Here is a 22803-nt window from a genome sequence, read left to right as displayed (position 1 = left end):
AAATGAAGACGATAACTTATATCTTTATGACGTAAAATGGTGATGCATAAGAGGTTTTACGTTACACTTTTCACAAGTAACACTGTGAAATAAGCTCAAACATATTAAAAGATATCTCTCAAACACCTTATGACGCTCAATAAATTTTGTGCACTGATCCATTTAAATTTCTTCGCCAATCCCTTATAAGAAAAATACTCTAAAAAACTATATTCCTTCGAAAAAATTATAGTAAGTAGATTTGGTAAAATTTCCTCATAATGGATGGTATATAAAAAGCATTTCATACTCTAAAAAACACAAAAAATAGAAAGCTACTAATAAACAGAGGAAAATAGAATATTTTATAATGTATGCTAATAGTGCTATTTATCTCAACATATATAAAATTGTTTTTTTAGATAAATTGATAAAGCTTTATAAAAATTTTTTCCCAATTTTATAGAGAAACAAAGATTACGATAATAACCGGATAAAACGCTGAACAGTATCATGCATTCCATACTCTAATGCATCAGCAATAAGCCCATGGCCAATAGAAACCTCATCAAGCCAAGGAATACTTTTGACCAGAGCAGGAAGGTTCATAAGTGTCAGATCATGCCCAGCATTCATACCTAACTGCAACTCTTTAGCTCTTCTTGCTGCTAAAACAAGTTTATTGAGCTCTTGATCTTGTTTTGTTTTATCCTGAAATTCACCACCATAAGGTCCCGTGTAAAATTCCACACGATCAGCACCCATTGCTTTAGCAATATCAAGACCATCGACAGCAGGATTAGCAAAAAGGGATACACGAATCTTTCTTTTTTTTAAATTCTGAATAATAGGTGCTAAAAATTCTGCATCATGAGCAAAATTCCACCCATGATCAGACGTTGACTGATCTGGATCATCAGGAACAAGGGTAATCTGGTCCGCATAATTTTCAGCGATATCCAAAAATTGATCACTTGGATAACCTTCAATATTAAACTCAGCCGTAGGAAAATTGTTCTTTATTAAACAGTATATATCTGACAAATCCGCAAAACGAATATGCCTTTCATCAGGGCGTGGATGAACCGTCAAACCTGCTGCTCCAGCAGCAAGCGCTATATGCCCAATATTTGTTATACTTGGCCACGGAAGATTACGTCGATTACGCAAAACAGCAACAGCATTAAGATTAACCGAAAGTTTTACCGCCATGCCCATTTCCATTTTTTTATAGTGTGTAACAAGATAGAAAAAAGGCATTTTCTATCTGAAACTGGGATGATACACACATTTTCTCTATCGAACAATCGTTAAATGCTCTGCTGCGCGGGTAATTCCCGTATAAAGCCAGCATGCATACATATCACGAAATGCAAAACTTTCATCAAACAAAACGACGTTATTCCATTGAGAACCTTGCGCCTTATGAACCGTTAATGCATACCCATAATCAAAATCATCATATCGCTTTTTTAATTGCCATGAAATTTCTTGATCAGGGTTTTCAAACGCTGCTTTTAAAAGTTTAATCTTTGCTACCCCACGCTCACTTTCTTCTGGTTTCACAAGAAGATTAATACTTGGTTTAACGGTCTCCTTCTGTGAAGTCATCACCTTCCATAAAGAGCCATTCAACAAACCTTTAATGGGATCATTTCGCAAACACACCAGCTTATCTCCCGCTTGCGGATAATCTGCTGTAAATCCCTTTAACACACGCAAACGCTGATTATAAAGGTGGCGTGTACGATTAACCCCTACCAAGACCTGATCAGCATCCAAAACCAATTGTTGATTGACCTCTTTACGTGTAACAACGCGCGCTTCTCCATAGTCACCATAAGCAATATCGCGTCCTTCGCGCACGTCCATAGCAAGACGTATAATCGGATTATCTCGCGCTTGCCGATGAATTTCTGAAAGAAGAAAATCTGGTTCTCCATTAGAAAAAAAGCCTCCACCAGATATAGGAGGCAATTGACCTGGATCACCAAGAACAAGAATTGGCGTTCGAAAACTCATTAAATCACGCGCCAATTTTTCATCGACCATCGAGCATTCATCAACAATAATGAGTTTAGCTTGTGCAGCAGCACTTCTTCGATTTAACGTAAATGTTGGAGCAATAGACTTTTTTCCTGTTATTTCATCGGAAACTTCCTCTTCTCCACGTGGACAATAAATTAGCGAATGAATAGTACAAGCATTGCTTGCACCTTTAGAACGCAAAACCTGCGCCGCCTTCCCTGTAAAAGCAGCAAATTGAACAGAACCATCAACTGTCTCTGCAAAATAGCGTGCAAGCGTCGTCTTACCCGTTCCCGCATAGCCAAAAAGGCGAAAAAAAGGAGAACGCCCTTCCCTCAACCACGCGGCAACAGCCTTCAATGCATTATCCTGTTCCCGTGAAAACTGCATAGCTTACCAATATAAGTTTTGCATAAAAAGAGCAGTATTTTGAAAAAAACCGACTATTAAAAAAAACTTTTTTATTAAGAATTGCTGACACACACCCATCTAACAACTTTCGTAGCACAATTATCAATTATTTACCCATTACTTTTTCAAGATAGTGTAACAATCTAAATTTTATCTATACATCGATCTTCTTGGTAATACCTTATACTTATCGAATAAAATATCATTTTTTACAACAGTAACACCAACAATGGAATATGCATATCTTAAAGTTAAAATAACACCTAGTATACGCTTTTTATAACCAAAATTTAGAATGAGAAAAAGAGTATTGCCTTTGCAAAACCCTAGCTAGAAAAAATGTCCTTAACAGGATAAAAATAATGTAATTTTATGAATACTATTTTACACAAAAAATCAGCTTTCTTGCACATAAAAATAAAGTATATCCACTATTCTGAAATAATAATTAAATATATTAAAAACATTTTGGCAGAAATAAAAATAGCTCTCAACAAAACTACTTAATCCTATGATGATACACCTCTAAAGTTCCTATTTCCCTCTTATCATGATTTTAATAAATTTACTCTTCATGCTACAAATAACGCTTATATGAAGCACGCTTTATCTTGCACAAATATGGAGCTTTTTCTGTTTCAACAATAAAATATGGTTCGTAAATATGTCCTTCTTGATAGTCTATTATAAGAAAACTGGAACATGGTTTCAGTCCAGCGTAGCACTTCAGGTTCGTCCTCTAGAATATGAGAAAAGCGCAATTTTCCATCTATTGAGTCAAACTTTTTCTTTTTGTCGCAATGTTTTAAAGTTTATAAAAACTAACTGATTAATGCTATTCTTATTGCTATAAAATAACAATGAAATCAAGGGGGATTAATTTGTTAATAGGCTTGGCGTTATGCCAAAATATCAGCGGTAATATTGCTTTTTGTTTGTTTTAGAAATGAAATAATGAACTCAAATATTGATGAATGAAACAGGAGGTTTAAATTGAAAATATTAATTCCAGACGACTATCAAAAAGCCACCCTAACATTACAGTCTATTACAAAATTAATGAAATCACATGAAGTGCTGGTTATAAATAATTTAGCTAAAGAATGTGATCTAGAAGATAAGCTCAAAGGGATCGATATTCTTATCTTAATCAGAGAACGGACTATAGTTGATAGAGATCTTCTCCTGAAACTGCCAAATTTAAAATTAATCTGCCAAACAGGCCCTATAGGTTCACATATTGATATAGAAGCTTGTAGAGACTTGGGAATTGAAATATTAGACGGTGGTGGAGATCCAACTTCTGCTGCTGAATTTGCGTGGCTCTTAATTATGTCTGCGCGTAGAAAACTCTGTAAATCTGTATCTGATATAAAAAAAGGACGATGGCAAACAACATTTGGCAACCAAATGAAAGGAGCTACTCTTGGAATATTCGGGTTTGGGCGTATTGGTAAAATGGTTGCTCAATATGCTCAAGCTTTTGGCATGTCCATTTTGGTTTATGGGAGCGAGCGTTCAACGCAAGAAGCAAAAAATTTAGGTTATCATTTTACGCATTCAAAAGATGAATTTTTTACACGTCCTGACGTTATATCCGTCCATTTACGTTTAAGTGATAAAACCAGAGAAATCATAAAATTAGATGATCTATTGAGCATGAAACCTCATGCTATTTTTGTCAACACAGCGCGTTCAGCTTTGGTTGAAAAAGGGGCGATAGAAAAAATACTCAGTTTGGAAAATTCAACTTACTTTGCACTGGATGTTTATGACAGCGAGCCAGTATATGAGAGCAAATTATTGCAATCAGATAGAGTTCTTTGCACACCGCATCTGGGCTATGTGACTGAAGAAAGCTTTGAGAATTATTTTGAAAAAGCTTGCCAAAATATAGCTTCTTTTATGAAGAGCACTTAATGCCGGCTGAGCCAATGTTTGTAAAATTTATCTTATATCGCTAGCGTATCAAGTTTGCATTACACATAATAGCGTATTTCCTTAAATTAAGCATATTCCTTAGCTTTCATATTCATACCAATCATATTGACAGATTTTTTATGTAATCAGCATAAAATACCTCATTTATTGTTCCAAGCATTATTAAAAAAGGCTACTTCATTGGAATACACTTTAATTGGAGGGGGACTGAGTGAGCAATAATAAAATTATAGAAAAAAATTATTATAGATGGATTATATCGCTTGTTGCCACTATCGCTCAAGCATCAGCCTGCTTCTTTGTTCAAAGGATTGGTCCTTTAGCTGAATTTTTTAAGAATGATTTTTCGCTTAGCGACTCTCAGATAGGTTTACTGTCTTCATCAGCGCAGTTCCTACCTATTGGGTTACTTGTAGCAAGCTAATTACTAGACAAGTTTAACGAGCGCTATATTGTTGGAGTTGGCGCGGTCGGCGTTTCTTTCGCTCTTTTGTTGGGAGCAATTGCAGATAACTCTATTTCCCTTTTGGTCTGTTTACTAATTGTAGAGGGATTTTATAGTTCTGCTCAACCTGGTGGCGCTAAATCTGTTTCTTTATGGTTTCCACAATCGCAACGCGGATTTGCAATGGAAATAAGGCAAGCGGGGCTACCATTAGGTGGGGGGTATTAGCTGGGATAGTTCTTCCTACTAGTGCGTTTGTCTATGGCATACAAGGTGCGTTTTTAGTCGGTGCCATAGTTTCTTTTTTAGGGGGATGTATATTTATTATTTTTTATCACTCACCAGAAAAAATTGTAGCTATCGTTTCAGAAAGCAAAGCAAAAGTTTCGTTCTATGCAAATGTAAAGTCTCGTCTTGCGATGTTAACGGCACCGCATATGAAGAATATTATTTTCTCAGGCGTTTCACTTGTGATCGTTCCATATGTTTTAACCATTTTTATAACGATTTATTTTTATAGAATCTATCACCTGTCTTTAGCTAAAAGTGCTTATTTGTTTTTTGTTTCACAGGCTTCTGGTGCCTTAAGAAGAATTATTTTAGCAGCGTGGAGTGATCATTGTAGAAAAGGACGATTTTTTCCTGTCTTGTTTTGCATGATTGCAGTCGTTTTTGGATTTTTAATATTAATTTTGGGCATAAGTGGATCGATAATTTATTTAACTATTTTATCTGCTTGGTTAGTTTTTTGGAATGGGATGGTATGGCCCTTGGGTCGCCTATATTGTAGACTCTTCACCGAAAGAAAGCGTTGGCTTTTCTCTGGGTTTAGCAATGTCTATAAATCAAATCGCAATTATTACTGCTCCACCATTATTTGGATTAATCCAAGATTTTACAGACACTTATTTACTAACATGGCTGATTTTAATTATTGTTTTTTCACTTTTCTTAATAAGAAAGTAGGGAAAGATAATTGGGGAGGAAATTATAATGATCAATGAAAATACTTTTGAGTTGAGCTAAAAAATAGCATTTTCGCTGTTACCCCATAGAATATTGGCAATTCTGATGAATCAAAAGGTATCTATTACCCCTAAACCATATTTAATCTTTGAAAATCTTCCAATTGATAGACAAATTAATACGTCACCTAATCCTTATAATTTAGATGCGTCTTGTAAAAGTGGCTATATTAGCGAAAATTTAATTATGATGTTTTCTTTATTGATTGGAGAGCCTTATGCAATTAAGTTTAAAGGCGAACATATAGTAAATAACCTAGTTCCTTTAGAGGATAATAAAAAAGATTATACAGGATTAGGATCTGAAGTTGAGTTAGATTTTCATATAGAAAATGCTGCACTAAAATTTATAACCGGTTTAAATTTATCTCCTAAAGGGATCCTTTTATCTGGTGTTCACAATGATGTTGATGGTCCGTTAACGAGAATATCTGATGCACGTCTCGCTCTAAAACTTTTAAGTGAGGAGGATTTGAGGAACTTAAGGGATAATTTATATATAATTAATGTTCCCTATAGATGGAGAAGAAATGGAGTAACCTCTACAGGTAAAGTGCCCCTCGTTCAAGGGGACGGTGAATTCCCAGATATCAGCGCTGTTTTTTATCCAGGCATGTTAGAGCCACAGTCAAAAAAAGCCAAGGAAGCTTCAGATCATTTTAAGGCTGTATCTTTTGGAATTGATGTACAACAGGGAAGATTATTATACATTGATAATAGAATGGCTCTACACTCTAGAGATAAATTTTTTGGATCATTTGATAGTTATGAAAATCCAATGCGATAGATTCAAAGAGTGTTTGGTCTGCAGATTTATGGAATCATAGATATGTAGAACAAATAAAAGAAAGAGTATTTAATTTTCAATGTTAATGTCCTGATAATGATATAATGGTGAGTATTATTCTGGTTTATATATATTGACGATACATCTCATATGTATAGATTTTTCCCGCATAATCAGGTGAGGTTACTAGCTAATTATAAGCTATGGTGGCCAATTGATTTTCTATGGCTGCATTCGCTTTTTGTTATTTTCGCCATTCCTTTCAAGCCTCTAGGGGGATTTTCCTATCAAGCCCTTGAAAGAGCTATTTGGAGTAATTTCATAATGCAAAACCAAAACATAGTGACAAACTTTTCTATTGTTTTCACAAGTATAACGGTTTGCATGGTTGCACCCTTCAAGCATGGTGGCTTTTTTTCTTGCACGATGAAATCTTTCATATATGAGACAACATAATTAATTTATAACAGATAATTCAATGTATTATCTAAAAAATGCAACGATATAGCTATTAATGTGAACATATGAATTTAAAAAAAACAAACATCGCGTACAAATAAATTCAAACATAATTTGGCACACGACTTATAACATTTTTTAGATAAACAAATAATAATACACCCCATGTCTTTAAACACAGAATGAAAATAATAAAATGAGTTCTAAGAATAATAGAAACTCTCCACAAAGAAGAGACAGAGATGAAGCCTCCAAAGACTTCATCATCACCATCCTTCACCATTTTGTTAACATATTCATTTTATACAAGAATCTTTCCCTCGGAAGAAATAGCATTTGCAATAGCTTCTTCGCTTGCTTCATCGGGTAATAACATCTCATTATGGGCACATCCCGATGGGATCATAGGAAAACAGTTTTCTAAATGATAAACACGACAATCAAAAAGAACAGGCTTATCACAATCAATCATCTGCTGAATTTTATCATCAAGTTCATCGGGTTTTGAACAATGAATCCCTACCGCTCCATAAGCTTGTGCCAATTTCACAAAGTCAGGCATAGATTCCGTATAAGAATGAGAAAGACGATTACCATGCAGCAATTGCTGCCACTGGCGGACCATTCCCATATACTGATTATTTAAAATGAAAATTTTCACCGGTGTGTCATGCTGAATAGCTGTTGCAAGCTCTTGAATATTCATCTGAATGGAGGCATCACCAGAAATACATACAACAAGCGCATTAGGATGCGCTATTTGAACACCTATAGCAGCAGGTAAACCATACCCCATCGTTCCAAGACCACCAGAAGTCATCCAGTGTTTTGGTTCATCAAAATGATAATACTGCGCTGCCCACATCTGATGCTGCCCGACATCCGTTGTAATATAAGCATTCGCATCTTTGGTAAGAGCATAAAGTCGTTCAAGAGCATATTGCGGCATAATGACATCTTTTTTCTCCGCATATGCCAATGAATTACGAGCTTTCCAACGGTTAATTTGCATCCACCATATTTTACGACTTTCTTTATCGAACTTTGATTGATGCATATGCAAATTTTGCATTATATCTGCCAAAACACAAGCCACATCACCAATAATTGGAACTTCTGCTTTTACAATTTTATTGATAGAAGAAGGGTCAATATCAATATGAATAATACGCGCATGAGGTGCAAATGCATCAAGGCGCCCCGTGATACGATCATCAAATCGTGCTCCAACAGCTAACATGACATCACAATCATGCATGGCCATATTAGCCTCATAGGTTCCATGCATTCCAAGCATTCCAAGCCAATTTTTACCGGAAGCAGGATAAGCACCAAGTCCCATTAATGTTGAAGTAATCGGAAAATCCCCCAATTGAACCAAATTACGTAAAAGCTGTATAGCTTTCATCCCTGATGAAATAACACCACCACCAGAATAAATAATAGGACGTTTTGCCTCAACTAAAAGAGAAACGGCAGATTCAATAGCCTTAGTATTCCCTTTCAACGATGGAAAAGAATGTAAAGACTCCTGAACTTGAGGTGCTCTATAAAATCCTGAAGCAAATTGAACATCCTTAGGAATATCAATCAAAACCGGCCCAGGACGACCTGATTGAGCAAGAGAAAAAGCTTCATGAATAACAGCTGCAAGATCATTGACATTTTTAACCAGCCAATTATGCTTCGTACAAGGCTTTGTAATTCCAACTGTATCTGCCTCTTGAAAAGCATTTGTTCCAATCACCGTTGTTGACACCTGCCCAGAAAAACAAATAAGAGGTATCGAATCCATAAGAGCATCTTGCAAAGGTGTAACAGCATTCGTTGCCCCTGGACCAGAAGTCACAAGCATAACCCCTACCTTCCCTGTGCTACGTGCATAGCCTTCAGCCGCATGCCCTGCAGCTTGTTCATGACGCACCAAAATATGCTGGAGTGTATCTTGGTGATAAAGAACATCAAAAATAGGCAAAACAGCCCCACCAGGATAACCAAAAATATGTTCAACGCCTTGATCTATAAGAGCTTGAACCACTATTTCAGCGCCCGACATTATTTTTCCATCTGCACTCTCTTGCTTTCTTGGATCATTTCTCATTTTTCCCACTCACCTACTTTATAGGACAATAAAAAAAGCCCCTAACGGAGCCCATAAAAAAAGCCCCCAAAGGAGCCTATTACACAACACATACTGTATGATTACCCCCATTATTCCAACGTATAAAATATATAAAAAATTCCTTGTAGAAAGATTTTTAATTCCATTGATACCATTCGTCAATAAAAAATTATATTTTCTAAAAAATTTCTTTTTCACGAATTATCTTTTATCTTTCGATAAGTTTTTTTGCAAAGCTATAACTCTTTTATCAAAAAGTAAGCATCCATTCTTCATCAAATTGATTACGAAACCATGTCATTTGTCTTTTTGCATATCTCCTCGTTTGTATTTTTACCGCTTCAAGAGCATTCTCAAAGCTTCTATATCCATCCAAATAAGCCATAAATTCAGGTACACCAATAGCCTTCATTGCTGGTAATGAAGGGGAAAGTTTAAGTTTTTTCATAGCCACCACTTCTTCTAAAGCTCCTCTTTCAATCATAGAATCCAAGCGTTTATGAATACGTTCATAAAGCAGAGGACGTGGTGGCATGAGAAGAATTTTTTCGGTCAAATTCGGCGCAATGATAGGTGTTGTTTTTTGTTTCTGCCACCAACTGAGCGTCTTACCGGTTGCATCATAAACTTCCAAAGCACGGACAATACGCTGTCTATCGTGCGAAGAAATTTTTTCAGCAACATCAGCATCAATCTGTAACAACTGGCCATAAAGACTTTCAGGTCCTTCTTGATCAAGCAGCAGACGCCATTTCTGCCGCACAACATCTGGAACATGAGGAATTTCCGCAATCCCTTCCAAAAGAGCACGAAAATAAAGTCCTGTTCCGCCAACAAAAATAACTGATCTCAAAGAAAAAGTAGCCAATAGCTTCTCAACATCACACAACCATTGCCCTACTGAGTAATTCAACGTAGGACTCACATGACCATAAAGATAATGGGGAACAATCGCAGTATCAGCCTCTCTCGGCCGTGCTGTTAAAATATTTAAAACATCATAAACCTGCATTGAATCAGTATTAATAATGAGAGCATTTTTTTCTTTAGCCATTTGCAAGGCAAGTTCTGACTTCCCACTTGCCGTTGGCCCCGCTATTAATGTAACTGTTCTCTGTGTCATGAATAGCAATTTCTCCCAATCAATAACTTATTGCAACATGCAGCCCCCCCAAAGCCACTGTATTTTCTCTCCATGATCATAGAGTAAATACTTCAAACAAAAATACGAACACAAATTCTCTTTAATACAAAGAAAATCCTATGAAACTTATAAAAAAGAAAAAATGGACTTAATAACAACACCAAAGGAATTTCCAAGCATTTTTTGCTATCATAATTCAATAACAAACCACAGCTATAATAATTCTGTCCGTTAATGCCATTAAAAACATACTCTTTGTCATCATTTATGAAAATAATACTGAGTTTAATCTATACAATCAAATAGCTTTATTTTTTCCTATAAAAATAGCATGCTACGCCGGTTTATAATCAGAGCCTTATAAAGCATCATATCAATACTATTTACTTGCGCATCACAAGCAGAGATAAAAATGGACTTAAGAAAGGTGTACCAATATCTCTTATGCAGCATTTCAAAGTCTAGGCTGTTACAATATTGATAACTGAAAAATACTATGATGGCACCAATTTATACTTTATATCCAGCATAAAGATATAATGATTTCCTATAGATTTTATATTGCACACCCCATGCTCTCTATCGTGAAATGAGCTTGAGAAACATTGAACATCACATGCCTGACTTGCAAAAGACCCCATAGACTAAAGCTGCTAAAAAACAAAAAATAATTTTTCAAACATCAATCCATTAAAATCGTTACGAACCGTAACTCTCCATCTGGACGCGCAACAATAAAGAGAGCATTTTTTCGTCCAGCTTCACGTAATTTATGAATACGTCTCTTAGCCTCATCAATTGTTGTGATAGAACTCTGATTGATATCAACTATCACTTCACCAACGCGAATACGCTTTTTATCCGCTGCACTATTTTGTGCAACAGCTGTCACCACTAGTCCTCGAAGTTTATCTGAAATTGAATAACGATGACGCAAATCCTCTGTCAGTTCAGATAACGTCATGCCCATAAATTGCATTGTCACGTTTTTCGACAGATCTTGATTTTTTTTATCATCAACTTCTTCTGTATCTTCATTTGGATCTGTTTCAATCAAACGTCCAAGCTTAACTTTTACTGTTTCTTCTTGCCCATTGCGTAAAACAGTAACGTCCACCACTTTTCCTTCTGAACTTTCTGCAACTAAACGCGGCAAATCACGTGCATGCTTAATTTTGGAATTACCAAAGGAAAGAATAATATCTCCAGTTTGTAACTGGCTATTATCTACATTATTTTCTTTCGTCTGTTCTATTTTACCAGCCACCAATGCTCCCACAGCATTGTCCAATTTTAAACTTTTTGCAATATCCTCTGTTACCGGCTGAATACGAATAGCCAACCAACCACGCCTTATTTCTCCAAAATCACGCAATTGATTAATAACAGAAAGAGCCATATCCGATGGAATAGCAAATCCAATACCGATAGATCCTCCCGAAGGTGAAACAATTGCTGTATTAATGCCAATGACTTCACCATTTCTATCAAATAACGGACCACCAGAATTGCCACGATTAATTGCTGCATCTGTTTGAATAAAATTATCATAGGGACCAGCATTAAGATCACGGTTACGTGCAGAAATAATGCCAACTGTTACACTTCCACCAAAACCATAAGGATTTCCAATAGCCATAACCCAATCACCAATACGTGCCTTTTCTGAATCACCAAAACGCACAGCTTTTAATTTTTTACTTCCTGCATCGACTTGAAGCAACGCCAAATCAGTTTTGCTATCCTTTCCAAGAAGCTTTGCCTTTAGTTTTGTACCATCCGTAAAATTAACTTCAATATCATCAGCATCAACGATAACATGATAATTTGTAACAATAATCCCTTTTTGCGCATCAATCACAAAACCAGACCCTAAAGAACGCACCTTTTGAAATTGACTATCTTTTTGACCATCTTTAGGTGTAAAGAAATCACTAAAATATTCCTCCAACAATGAATCTTTTGGGATAATGGGTACCGCAGTATTTTCATCCTGTTCTGTTCCTTCAACAGTCTGCGCCGTGGAAATATTCACAACTGTTTCCAAAAGCTCAGAAGCTAAATCAGGAATAGAAAGCAATGCCTTGCTTGTCTCGGCTCCCCAAGACAAACTCACTGATCCAGATAGAAACAAAGTCACACAAAAAACAACTCTTGTGATAAAAAACTTTAAAAACGTATTTTTACTCATGACACTTCTATCCATGACATGCCTTTAATCAAAGATGCAAAGAGCCCTACTAAATTTATCTACGTAAAACCAGCACGGCTCGATACTCTCTACCACTTTTACCATAAAAGAAAATGGTCACAGATCATTCTTTTCATGCAAAATCTCGTATCTGCAATCCATTATTTTATCTATTCTCTCCCGATTTTGGATCAGTTTTACTGAGGCCCGTATTCATTGTCGGTAAGAATGCTTTATTTGCCTGCGGCGGATTACGAAAATAGAAAAAGAAATCCTCATTTGGAGAAATCACCATCGGTGTTTTCTCTAAATTCTTGTATTGTTCCATCGCCAACCAAAAATCGTAAAAAGACGGATTAGCCTCCCTCGCATTCAATAAAAGACGAATACTTTCAGCTTGACCTTCACCACGGGTAATTTCAGCATCACGCTTTGCAGCTGCTACAATTTCTTCATATTCACGATTAGCTTCTGCCACAATACGATCTCGCTCCTGCTGACCACGAGCTCGGATATTTTCCGCAGCAGCTTCACGTTCAGCTGCCATTTGCCGATAGACATCTTCTGAAACAGCATCAGTCAAATCGGTTTTACGAATACGCACATCAACAATGGTAATACCCAACGAACCTGCATCTACAGAAAATTGCTTCTGTACTTCAGCCATCATCGCGCCTCGTTCATCCGATAAGGCTGCTTTAAATTCTCGCTTACCATAAACAGCACGCAAAGCGTCAATAAACCGTGGTGCAAGGTTTTCACGTGCCGCAATTTGTGGACGCCCAGAAGCAATGCGCTGTAAAAACAACTTAGGATCTGTAATACGGTAAATAAAGAACGCATCCACCTCATAATACGCACCACCACGAACCTGTACAGATTGTGTAGGAACATCGTAACGCAATAACCGATTATCAACAATGATCATCTTATCGATAAAGGGCGCCTTGAAATAGATTCCAGGATTAGATTCTACCTGAACAATTTGTCCAAAACGCTTAATTGCTACTTGTTGACGAGGATAGACGATAAAAACGGACATCCACAAAATCATCAAAACAAACACTATAGCACTAAAAACAAACAAAAAGCGAGATTGCTGCATAATTAATCTCCTCCAGCAATACGAGAATCTAAGAGTAACGCAGGACGCGCTGATGTTGCCTTTACTTTTTCTGATGACTTGCTACGCAACAATTCATTCAAAGGTAAATAAGGCACCGCTGGAGAATTTGCCTGATCAAGAACCAGCTTATTTGGTGAAGAAAGAATCCGCCCCATCGTCTCCATATAGAGACGGTAGCGCGCAGCTTCTGGTGAAATCGCAGCCTCTCGAGCTATTGCCTGAAAACGTTCAGCACGCCCTGTTGCCTCTTCAACCATTTGTGCCTTTTCACCTTTTGCGATTTCCCGTGTGCGTGAAGCTTCACCATTTGCTAAACCAATTTTCGTAAAACGCACACGATTCCCCTCTTCAATCATTCTTCCACGTTCCTGCTCCGCCTGCTGAACAGAATTAAACGCAGCAGCAACCTTTGTTGGAGGAGCAGCTTCACTGATAGACACACGGCTTATTTCGACACCAAGTTGATATTTATCCACAGTCAACTGGATAATCTTTCTAACGTCATTAGCAACTTCTTCTTTCTTGTCACGTAAAACATCATCAACCGGCCGCGAACCAATGACCTCACGCATTGCACTCTCAGCAACTTGGCGGACAGTTCCCTCTTGATCATTCACATTGAATAAAAACTGACTAGGATATGAAATCCGATAGTAAACAGAAAAATTAACATTAACGATATTCTGATCACTCGAAAGCATTAAACCATCACTTTGTTGCGCTTGACCAGGCTTTCCACCAATCGCGATTGTTTTTTCCGTTAAAGGTACTTTCATATAGGTCTCAATTGGCCAAAAATGAAAATGCAAGCCATCACCAATAATGCCTTCTTTAGGGATGCCAAAGCGCAGCTCTACCGCTTGTTCATTTTGCTGAACAATATAAATTGACTGGTATAACCAAAAAAACGCAATAAGCAGAAGGAACAAAACAGAAAGACTACTTCTCCCAAATTGTTTAAACTGATCCTGCCCTTTGCGCAAAATATCATTAAGATTAGGACCATTTTCGCTACCATGATTGCCACCAGAACCAAAGATATTCTTAGCTGGTGTTTTTTTTTCACCACTGTTTTTATCGCCACTCCACGGGCCACCACCATTTTGATTTGTCCAGGGCATTATCACCTCTTTAACTGATTACCACTACTCGAACACCAACCATTTGCTTGATCTTATAGGGTGCCTATTACCTCATTATAATACAACTGATAACCCCTTCCACTTCATATTACAAAAATTATTTCCGCTCATAAACAACAAAACGTGTCGGATGACTATCTTTATCCCCTTTTGGAATATCTTGTGTTTGCACAATAGTCCACTTTTCTTTATCAAAAACAGGAAAAAAACTATCACCTTCTATAGAGGCTAAAACTTCTGTAAGGAATATTTTATCAGCCATAGGCAATCCTTGTTGAAAAATTTCCCCTCCCCCAATAATAAAAATTTCCTTTACATTATTTTGAGAAGCAACGCTTGTTGCAAGAGAGCAAGCTTGCGATAAAGAGTGAGCAACAACAGCCCCTTCAGCGTTGAAGGTACAATCACGCGTAATGACGATATTTGTACGCCCTGGTAAAGGGCGCCCAAGAGAATCCCAAGTTTTTCTTCCCATAATAATGGGCTTACCCAATGTCAAAGCTTTAAAGCGTTGCAAATCCGTTGATAAATGCCAAGGCATGGCACCTTCACGACCGATAACACCATTTTCTGCAACCGCAGCAATGAAACAAATGGAAATCATCATATTGCTACCGGCGCCTTAATATGGGATTGTGCTTCATAATTAAGCAATTCAAAATCCTCAAATTGAAAAGAAAAAAGATCTGTTACCGCTGGATTTATGCGCATACATGGCAAAGCATTTGGTCTACGAGACAATTGATATTTTGCCTGTTCAAAATGATTAGAATAAAGATGAGCATCCCCCAGAGTATGAATAAAGTCGCCTACTTTAAGACCGCTTACTTGCGCAATCATCATCGTTAACAGTGCGTAGGATGCAATATTAAATGGAACACCTAAGAAAATATCCGCCGAACGCTGATAAAGCTGACAGGACAATTTTCCCTCCGCAATGTAAAATTGAAAAAGACAATGGCACGGAGGTAAAGCCATTTCTTCTATTAATGCAGGATTCCAAGCTGATACAATCAAGCGACGAGAATCTGGCATTTCCTTAATCATTGTTAAAAGATTACTAATTTGATCAATATGGCGCCCATCAGGAGCAGGCCAAGAACGCCACTGATAACCATAAACAGGACCAAGATCTCCTTTTTCATCAGCCCACTCGTCCCAAATTGATACACCATGCTCTTTCAACCATGCAATATTTGTATCACCTTTAAGAAACCACAAAAGCTCGTAAATAATTGAACGTAAATGTAGTTTTTTTGTTGTCAACAATGGAAATCCTGCTTGTAAATCAAAGCGCATCTGATACCCAAAGATAGATCGCGTTCCAACGCCCGTCCGATCTGTACGATCAATACCCTGATTTAAAACGTGGGATAAAAGAGCCAGATATAATTTCATGAGGGTTATTATGTCCGATTCTCCTCATTATAGAAAATAAAAACTGTAAAATTCGTACAAACATAATTCAAATCTTTATCCGAAAACATCTTACACAAGAAATTATCGTGATCTGACTAAAATTTTTATGCAAAAGATAAAATACTATAGACAGCTTCTGAAGAAAAGAACATAGAGTGATAATGAACAAAAATGGTGAACGTGAAATGAAGGGATTGACTATGGAAAAACAAGAATCTTTAGCATCACATGATACGCAAAAACGTATCTGGGCTATTGTATCCAGTGCATCAGGTAATCTAGTAGAATGGTATGATTTTTATGTTTATTCTTTTACATCCATTTACTTTGCATCACAATTTTTTCCCTCAGATGGCGATGTCGTTGCACAACTTTTAAAGGCCGCTGGTGTCTTTGCTATTGGTTTTCTTATGCGCCCAATCGGCGGATGGCTCTTTGGCTTCATTGCTGACCGCTATGGACGTAAACGCTCAATGCTTATTTCTGTTGGTATGATGTGTGGTGGTTCTTTCTTAATCGCCATACTTCCTACTTATGAAACTATTGGAATGGCAGCAGCAATTCTTTTACTTTTACTCCGAATGCTTCAAGGACTTTCTGTCGGGGGTGAATATGGTACGACAGCCACTTATATGAGTGAAGTGGCACTCAAAAACCGCCGTGGATTTTTTAGCTCTTTTCAATATACCACACTGATTGGTGGACAACTTCTAGCCAGCCTGGTTATATTCATTCTAGCACTTTATCTCACAGAGGATCAACTAAAAGCATGGGGATGGCGTATTCCATTTGCCATTGGGGGCCTAGGAGCAGTTGTTGCAATTTACCTCCGTCGTACACTTCATGAAACAACCACAGAAGAAAATCGTTCTAAAAAGCAAGCTGGTAGTCTTTTAGAGCTTCTACGCAATCACAGGAAAGCTTTTTTTCTAGTTGTTGGCTTTACAGCTGGGGGATCGCTCACATTTTATACCTATACAACTTATATGCAAAAATATCTGATCACAACCACCGGCTTTGATAAACATACTGCAACAACAATCATGACTGCTGCGCTCTTTGTTTTCATGTTACTTCAACCTGCATTTGGTTTTATGGCTGATAAAATTGGAACAAGAACTTCACTGCTTATTTGGAGTGTTTTATCTATTATCTTTACGATTCCTGGACTTCATGTAATTGGTAACACTAATGAAACATGGATTGCTCTATCAGTCATTATTGGAATGCTATGCATTATGAGCTTTTATACATCCATCTCTGGTATTGTAAAGTCAGAAATGTTTCCCGCTTCAGTGCGAGCAACAGGTGTTGGATTCTCTTATGCTATTGCCAATGCAGTGTTTGGCGGCTCTGCTGAATACGTAGCGCTTGAATTAAAAGACCTTGGATACGAATCTGTCTTCTATTTTTATATAACCGGCATGATGATTATTGCATTCATTGCGGTTCTCTTGATGCCCGATGCGCGCAAAAAAGGATATTTACAAGGAGACGATATTCATTAACTTTTGATGTTAACAAAAAAGCCCAGTATTCTGGGCTTTTTGTAATTCTTTCCCATAGAAGCTTAAAGCGCACGATTTTTTATCTCTTCAAACACCTAAAGAAGAAATTTTCTCTCCTGCATATACTGCTTATAAAAATAAACAGCTGCATATTATTATGAATAAATGCTTCTTTTGCTGAAGATAAAAAATTTTTGATTTATTTTAATACCCCCCATTCCCACTCAAAATCGAAGAAAAGTGATTATCTTTCAAGAAATTTTATCAATAATAAAGATTCCACTCATGATTTTGTTTAATACGTTCTTAATGGTACCCCTCATGAAACACAAATCCTTTCATGAAAAGTAGAAAATACAATTATATTATGAATTCGCACACTTTTTTGAGAAACATTTCTCAATATACCCAACTCCATTTCACAACGGCACCCGTGAATGACATAACGTAAAAGCCCCGTAAAATATAAACATGGGCATCACTCTCTTTACACTTAATAAAAGTGCAAGCCGCTATTATTATACTATTGACGAACTCTTAATATTGTACTCCCCCTTAACACTTAAGATCATTTCTAAAAAGTATTTTAACTGATACACCAACCTCGCATGCAATAGTCAATAACATCATTTTACGAAACAGCATCAAGCATATAAACTAAACAGTATCATATCTTCATAAATACTCTGCATATGCAAATAATTCACAATCAAACAAAAAACAATATTTCCTTAAGGATAGATTTACGCAATATAACAACACCATGAGCCCAAAACAGCACTGATAGATCTAGAAAAAATCTTTATGTTTCCCTAAAAATTTATCATGATACAATGGCGTTTTTATAATGCACATCGTAAATAGCTTTAAAAAGAAAAAAAATTATAAATCTAAAAGGGGAATATTTCATGAATAACCAAACAATTTTAGATCCGCATGATACAAGGAAACGTATTTTTGCTATCATATCGAGTGCATCAGGTAATCTGGTAGAATGGTATGATTTTTATGCTTACTCCTTTGCATCGGTTTATTTCGCTTCACAGTTTTTTCCTAAAGATGAGGATATCGTTACACAACTGTTAAAAACTGCAGGAATCTTTTTTATTGGCTTTCTTATGCGTCCAATTGGAGCATGGCTCTTTGGCTTCATTGCTGACCGCTATGGACGTAAACGCTCAATGCTTATTTCTGTTTTTATGATGTGTGGAGGCTCTTTTCTCATTGCCATACTTCCCACCTATGAAACCTTGGGAATAACAGCAGCATTCCTTCTCCTTTTAGTTCGTATGTTTCAAGGACTTTCCGTTGGCGGTGAATATGGTACAGCAGCAACATATATGAGCGAAATTGCGCCCAAAAACCGTCGAGGTCTCTTTGCTTCTTTTCAATATGCAACAACGATCTCAGGTCAACTTCTGGCAAGTTTTATAATATTTATTTTAGCCATTTACCTTAACGAGGATCAATTAAAAGCGTGGGGATGGCGTATTCCCTTTGTCATTGGTGGTTTTGGAGCAATCGTTGCAATTTATCTGCGTAGTTTTCTCCATGAAACAACAACCCTCAAAAGCCGCTCTGCAAAACATACTGGTAGCCTTAAAGAGCTTTTTCGTAATCATAAAAAAGCGTTCTTTTTGGTTGTTGGTTTTACAGCTGGCGGATCACTCACATTTTATACATACACCACTTATATGCAAAAATATCTGATAACAACTACTGGCTTTGATAAACAAACAGCAACAACGATAATGACCGCCGCCCTCTTTATTTTTGTGTTACTCCAACCTCTTTTTGGTTCCCTAGCCGATAAAATTGGAGCAAGGATTTCACTCATCAGTTGGGGTGTATTATCCATTATCTGCACCATTCCTGTACTTAAAATGATCGGTAATGCCCATAATCCATGGACAGCACTCTTAATCATTATTGGAATACTCTGTGTTATGAGTTTTTATACGTCCATTGCTGGTATTATAAAAGCAGAATTATTCCCTGCTTCAATCCGAGCAATTGGTGTTGGATTTGCTTTTGCCATTGGCAATGCACTGTTTGGTGGTTCTGCTGAATATGTAGCGCTTGGATTAAAAAATATGGGACACGAATCTGTTTTCTTTTATTACATAGTTGGTATGATGATCATTGCACTCATCTCTATTCTCCTTATGCCCGATATTGATAAAGGGGGCTATCTCGATCAAGACGATAAACTTCATTAAATTCATTTCCTGAATAAAAAAGCCCAACTCTTGGGCTTTTTTTGATCTCTTCTCCACCCTAGTAAAGAACGAAAACCCGCCCCGCATTCGTCTTACAAACAACTCAGTTTCTCTTAAATTATCTATAGTTACTACCCTCTTTATGTAATTTACTTGATAAGATTCTATGGGCAAGCCCTACCCTAAATACTTATCATGTATATCTGAAAAACACCTCATACGGAAAACCTTATCTGAATCCTTCCCCCCCCTAAAAAATAATGTATTATGGCGCAAAACGATAAGTAAGGACTTAAAAGTCCCATTTTATACTATTTAACCCTTATGAAATAACTTAATTTTTGCTATTACTTCTTGTAAAATCCATATATTTTATGACATCAAATTATCATTCAAATAATTAATATAGTATTATTATCATAAGGTTTGAAGATATACTTATATAATTTTCAATGTATATTTGTCATATAAACACAATTAAAATTAATATGATAATTTTTTCTAATAAAAAAGTAAAACTCTTAAAAACAATAACAATATAACTCCAATAAATCATCTTAAAGAATTTCTCTAAGAAATTATCATGATACAATTGGATTTTTCTGGAAATCATAAAAAATTATGTTTAGAAATTATATTTAGAAATAAATATATGGACTATAAATCCAAAAGGGGAACAATTCATGGAAAATGAAACAATTTCAGCATCACAGGATGCAAGAAAACGTGTTTTTGCTATTATAGCAAGCGCATCAGGAAATCTCGTAGAGTGGTATGATTTTTACGTTTACTCATTTGCATCAATTTATTTTGCATCACAATTCTTTCCCTCCGATGGTGATACGATTACGCCACTGTTAAAAACCGCGGGTGTGTTTTTTATTGGCTTTCTTATGCGCCCTATTGGAGCTTGGTTTTTAGGATTTATCGCCGATCGTTATGGACGTAAACGCTCGATGCTTATATCCATTTTTATGATGTGTGGTGGCTCTTTTTTCATCGCCATACTTCCCACCTATGAAACCTTAGGAATAACATCAGCAATCCTTTTACTTTTAGCTCGGATGATGCAAGGACTTTCAGCAGGTGGTGAATATGGTACAGCAGCCACTTATATGAGCGAAGTTGCTCTCAAAAAACATCGAGGGCTTTTTGCTTCTTTCCAATCAGCCACCCTTATTACAGGTCAACTTCTTGCCAGCTTCATTATATTTATTCTAGCATCTTATCTCTCTGAAGATCAGTTAAAAGCATGGGGATGGCGCATTCCTTTTGTGATTGGTGGTTTCGGGGCAGTGATTGCGATTTATCTGCGTCGTTCTCTCCACGAAACAACCACGAAAGAAAGCCGCTCTCACAAACACTCTGGCAGTCTTAAGGAACTTCTCACCAAGCATACAAAAGCCGTTGTCGTAATTGCATGCTTTGCATCAGGAGGATCACTCACATTTTACACCTTTACGACTTATATGCAAAAATATCTGATCACAACCACCGGCTTTGATAAACATACCGCAACAACGATTATGACAGCTGTACTATTTATTTTCATCCTATTCCAACCCATAGCTGGTATCATAGCCGATAAAATTGGAACAAAAACTTTACTTATCATTTGGAGTATACTCTCTGTCATCTTTACATTTCCTGGACTCTGGATAATCGGTAATACGCATAGTCTATGGGTTGCCTTATCGGTCATTATTGGCTTGCTCTTCATTATGAGCATGTATACATCCATCTCTGGTGTCGTAAAATCAGCAATGTTTCCCTCTTCAATACGTGGATTAGGCGTTAGTATCTCTCATGCCATTGGTAACGCTTTATTTGGTGGTTCTGCTGAATACGTTGCGCTTGGATTAAAAAAGTACGGTCATGAATCACTCTTTTATTTTTATATAACCGTCGTGATGATCATGGCATTCATTGCTCTTCTCTTTGTCCCGAGTATGCGTAAAGGGGGATACCTCCAAGAAGATGAAAAACATTAACCCTTTTTATAAACGAAAAAAGCCCAAGAGATTGGGCTTTTTTATCATTATCGCAAATTTAATATTGTTTAAATCTTATGAAGTGCATTAAGGTGCTTAGCAACTAAATAATAAAAAGTCATACGACTTTTTCTACGCTCTCCAGACATCATCTCAGCCACTTTTGAAACAGCCATTTTAGCACTCTGTTCATCAGCTTCTAAAACATCTTGAACCCATTTTTCAACACGTTCTAACTCTTTTGGATCTGTTGTAGCAACAAGCGCTGCATCCTGTTTTTTCATCACCAAAGCTAAACGATGGCTAAGTCGTTCTACTGCTGCTTCATCAGGATTTGGATCATATAGTTTAATATCTGCTAAATTATTTGTCATTTTTCATCATCTCCTCTCCAAAAACGAGCGGCCTATACTTTAAAACCGCATCATATAGCTCCATAAATAACTAGAGGATTAAAAATATTAACAACCCCCCTTTTCCTGAGACCATTCTTCATCTATATTTAAGAGGCTGGCTTACCAGCTATGGTAATAAATGGACGGTGAAATAAACCTATTGGACCCGGGGGCGGTACCCGGCGCCTCCACCAAAATATAAGAAACCAAAATTATATTTTGCTGGGGGCGAAATAGGATCGACAAGGGTGTAAAGATCGCTCTTTTACTCGGCATTGTACCACCGTTATCGGGCTAAATGAGTAGTTGCAAATGACAACTATGCGGAAGCACGTCTCGCCGCTTAAAGTGGTGTGAATGTTTCAACTTGACTCTTAAATCGTCGCAGGTTTAAGCGGGGTTCGAAGGCACCTGGCAACAGAAGCCTTCACTTTTTTTAAATGTTATTGATTGATCTTTCAGGCATTATCA

At 36.9% G+C, this 22803-nt stretch carries 18 protein-coding genes and 1 other RNA gene; 9 read left to right on the top strand and 10 right to left on the bottom strand.

Features of this window, described 5'->3' with window-relative positions; genetic code table 11:
• Positions 1 to 456: 456 nt before the first annotated feature.
• Together ACFIM1_RS03710 and ACFIM1_RS03705 are read right to left on the bottom strand one after the other, a co-directional pair.
• On the bottom strand, positions 457 to 1191 hold the full coding sequence (locus tag ACFIM1_RS03710) for a pyridoxine 5'-phosphate synthase (protein WP_375606997.1): 735 nt from the start codon (positions 1189 to 1191) through the stop codon (positions 457 to 459).
• Positions 1192 to 1275: 84 nt separating this feature from the next.
• Entirely contained in the window at positions 1276 to 2397 is a 1122-nt protein-coding gene (locus ACFIM1_RS03705; RefSeq protein WP_375609282.1) for an ATP-dependent RecD-like DNA helicase, read from the bottom strand.
• Between the two features lie 1014 nt (positions 2398 to 3411).
• Between ACFIM1_RS03705 and ACFIM1_RS03700 the strand changes: the two genes are divergently transcribed.
• From ACFIM1_RS03700 to ACFIM1_RS03680, 5 genes are all read left to right on the top strand, one after another.
• A complete protein-coding gene (locus ACFIM1_RS03700; RefSeq protein WP_375609281.1) occupies positions 3412 to 4338 on the top strand; it encodes a D-2-hydroxyacid dehydrogenase family protein in 927 nt (308 codons plus the stop codon).
• A gap of 232 nt (positions 4339 to 4570) precedes the next feature.
• Positions 4571 to 4783, top strand: coding sequence for a hypothetical protein (locus ACFIM1_RS03695; RefSeq protein WP_375609280.1), 213 nt, complete (start codon positions 4571 to 4573; stop codon positions 4781 to 4783).
• 27 nt (positions 4784 to 4810) lie between these two features.
• Positions 4811 to 5032, top strand: coding sequence for a hypothetical protein (locus tag ACFIM1_RS03690; protein WP_375609300.1), 222 nt, complete (start codon positions 4811 to 4813; stop codon positions 5030 to 5032).
• Positions 4957 to 5808 (top strand): MFS transporter, encoded by an 852-nt coding sequence (locus tag ACFIM1_RS03685; protein ID WP_375609279.1) that lies wholly within the window; start codon positions 4957 to 4959, stop codon positions 5806 to 5808. The genes ACFIM1_RS03690 and ACFIM1_RS03685 overlap by 76 nt, the downstream gene beginning before the upstream one ends.
• A 67-nt stretch (positions 5809 to 5875) precedes the next feature.
• On the top strand, positions 5876 to 6616 hold the full coding sequence (locus ACFIM1_RS03680; RefSeq protein WP_375609278.1) for a TauD/TfdA family dioxygenase: 741 nt from the start codon (positions 5876 to 5878) through the stop codon (positions 6614 to 6616).
• Positions 6617 to 7376: 760 nt separating this feature from the next.
• On the opposite strand, the gene ACFIM1_RS03675 is transcribed toward ACFIM1_RS03680, so the two are convergent.
• From ACFIM1_RS03675 to ACFIM1_RS03645, 7 genes are all read right to left on the bottom strand, one after another.
• Positions 7377 to 9176 carry an acetolactate synthase 3 large subunit gene (locus tag ACFIM1_RS03675; protein ID WP_375609277.1) on the bottom strand — a complete coding sequence of 600 codons (1800 nt, stop codon included), beginning with the start codon at positions 9174 to 9176 and terminating at the stop codon, positions 7377 to 7379.
• A gap of 271 nt (positions 9177 to 9447) precedes the next feature.
• Complete coding sequence (gene miaA, locus ACFIM1_RS03670) at positions 9448 to 10320, bottom strand: tRNA (adenosine(37)-N6)-dimethylallyltransferase MiaA (protein ID WP_375608254.1); 873 nt, start codon at positions 10318 to 10320, stop codon at positions 9448 to 9450.
• A 703-nt stretch (positions 10321 to 11023) separates the two neighbouring features.
• On the bottom strand, positions 11024 to 12547 hold the full coding sequence (locus ACFIM1_RS03665; protein ID WP_375606991.1) for a Do family serine endopeptidase: 1524 nt from the start codon (positions 12545 to 12547) through the stop codon (positions 11024 to 11026).
• Between the two features lie 151 nt (positions 12548 to 12698).
• The gene (gene hflC / locus ACFIM1_RS03660) at positions 12699 to 13637 is read right to left on the bottom strand and encodes a protease modulator HflC (protein ID WP_375606990.1); all 939 of its coding nucleotides are present in this window, start codon (positions 13635 to 13637) and stop codon (positions 12699 to 12701) included.
• A gap of 2 nt (positions 13638 to 13639) precedes the next feature.
• Positions 13640 to 14779, bottom strand: coding sequence for an FtsH protease activity modulator HflK (gene hflK / locus ACFIM1_RS03655; protein ID WP_375606989.1), 1140 nt, complete (start codon positions 14777 to 14779; stop codon positions 13640 to 13642).
• Positions 14780 to 14897: 118 nt separating this feature from the next.
• Entirely contained in the window at positions 14898 to 15407 is a 510-nt protein-coding gene (locus ACFIM1_RS03650; protein WP_375606988.1) for a dihydrofolate reductase, read from the bottom strand.
• A complete protein-coding gene (locus ACFIM1_RS03645; RefSeq protein WP_375606987.1) occupies positions 15404 to 16198 on the bottom strand; it encodes a thymidylate synthase in 795 nt (264 codons plus the stop codon). The genes ACFIM1_RS03650 and ACFIM1_RS03645 overlap by 4 nt, the downstream gene beginning before the upstream one ends.
• 221 nt (positions 16199 to 16419) lie before the next feature.
• Here ACFIM1_RS03645 and ACFIM1_RS03640 point away from each other — a divergent pair, with 221 nt between their 5' ends.
• The 3 genes from ACFIM1_RS03640 (at position 16420) to ACFIM1_RS03630 (ending at position 21937) form a co-directional block, all read left to right on the top strand.
• Complete coding sequence (locus tag ACFIM1_RS03640) at positions 16420 to 17727, top strand: MFS family transporter (RefSeq protein WP_375607008.1); 1308 nt, start codon at positions 16420 to 16422, stop codon at positions 17725 to 17727.
• A 908-nt stretch (positions 17728 to 18635) separates the two neighbouring features.
• On the top strand, positions 18636 to 19946 hold the full coding sequence (locus tag ACFIM1_RS03635) for an MFS family transporter (protein WP_375609276.1): 1311 nt from the start codon (positions 18636 to 18638) through the stop codon (positions 19944 to 19946).
• A gap of 683 nt (positions 19947 to 20629) precedes the next feature.
• Positions 20630 to 21937 carry an MFS transporter gene (locus ACFIM1_RS03630; protein ID WP_375606985.1) on the top strand — a complete coding sequence of 436 codons (1308 nt, stop codon included), beginning with the start codon at positions 20630 to 20632 and terminating at the stop codon, positions 21935 to 21937.
• Between the two features lie 68 nt (positions 21938 to 22005).
• Here ACFIM1_RS03630 and ACFIM1_RS03625 read toward each other — a convergent pair whose 3' ends face one another.
• Complete coding sequence (locus ACFIM1_RS03625) at positions 22006 to 22311, bottom strand: DUF2853 family protein (RefSeq protein WP_375609275.1); 306 nt, start codon at positions 22309 to 22311, stop codon at positions 22006 to 22008.
• Between the two features lie 96 nt (positions 22312 to 22407).
• Between ACFIM1_RS03625 and ssrA the strand changes: the two genes are divergently transcribed.
• Positions 22408 to 22764: a transfer-messenger RNA gene (gene ssrA / locus ACFIM1_RS03620) on the top strand.
• Positions 22765 to 22803: the final 39 nt, after the last annotated feature.

This window comes from Bartonella sp. AC158YNML (assembly GCF_042196725.1).
Taxonomy (GTDB): Bacteria; Pseudomonadota; Alphaproteobacteria; order Rhizobiales; family Rhizobiaceae; genus Bartonella.
This window is presented reverse-complemented; position numbering and strand designations above follow the sequence as displayed.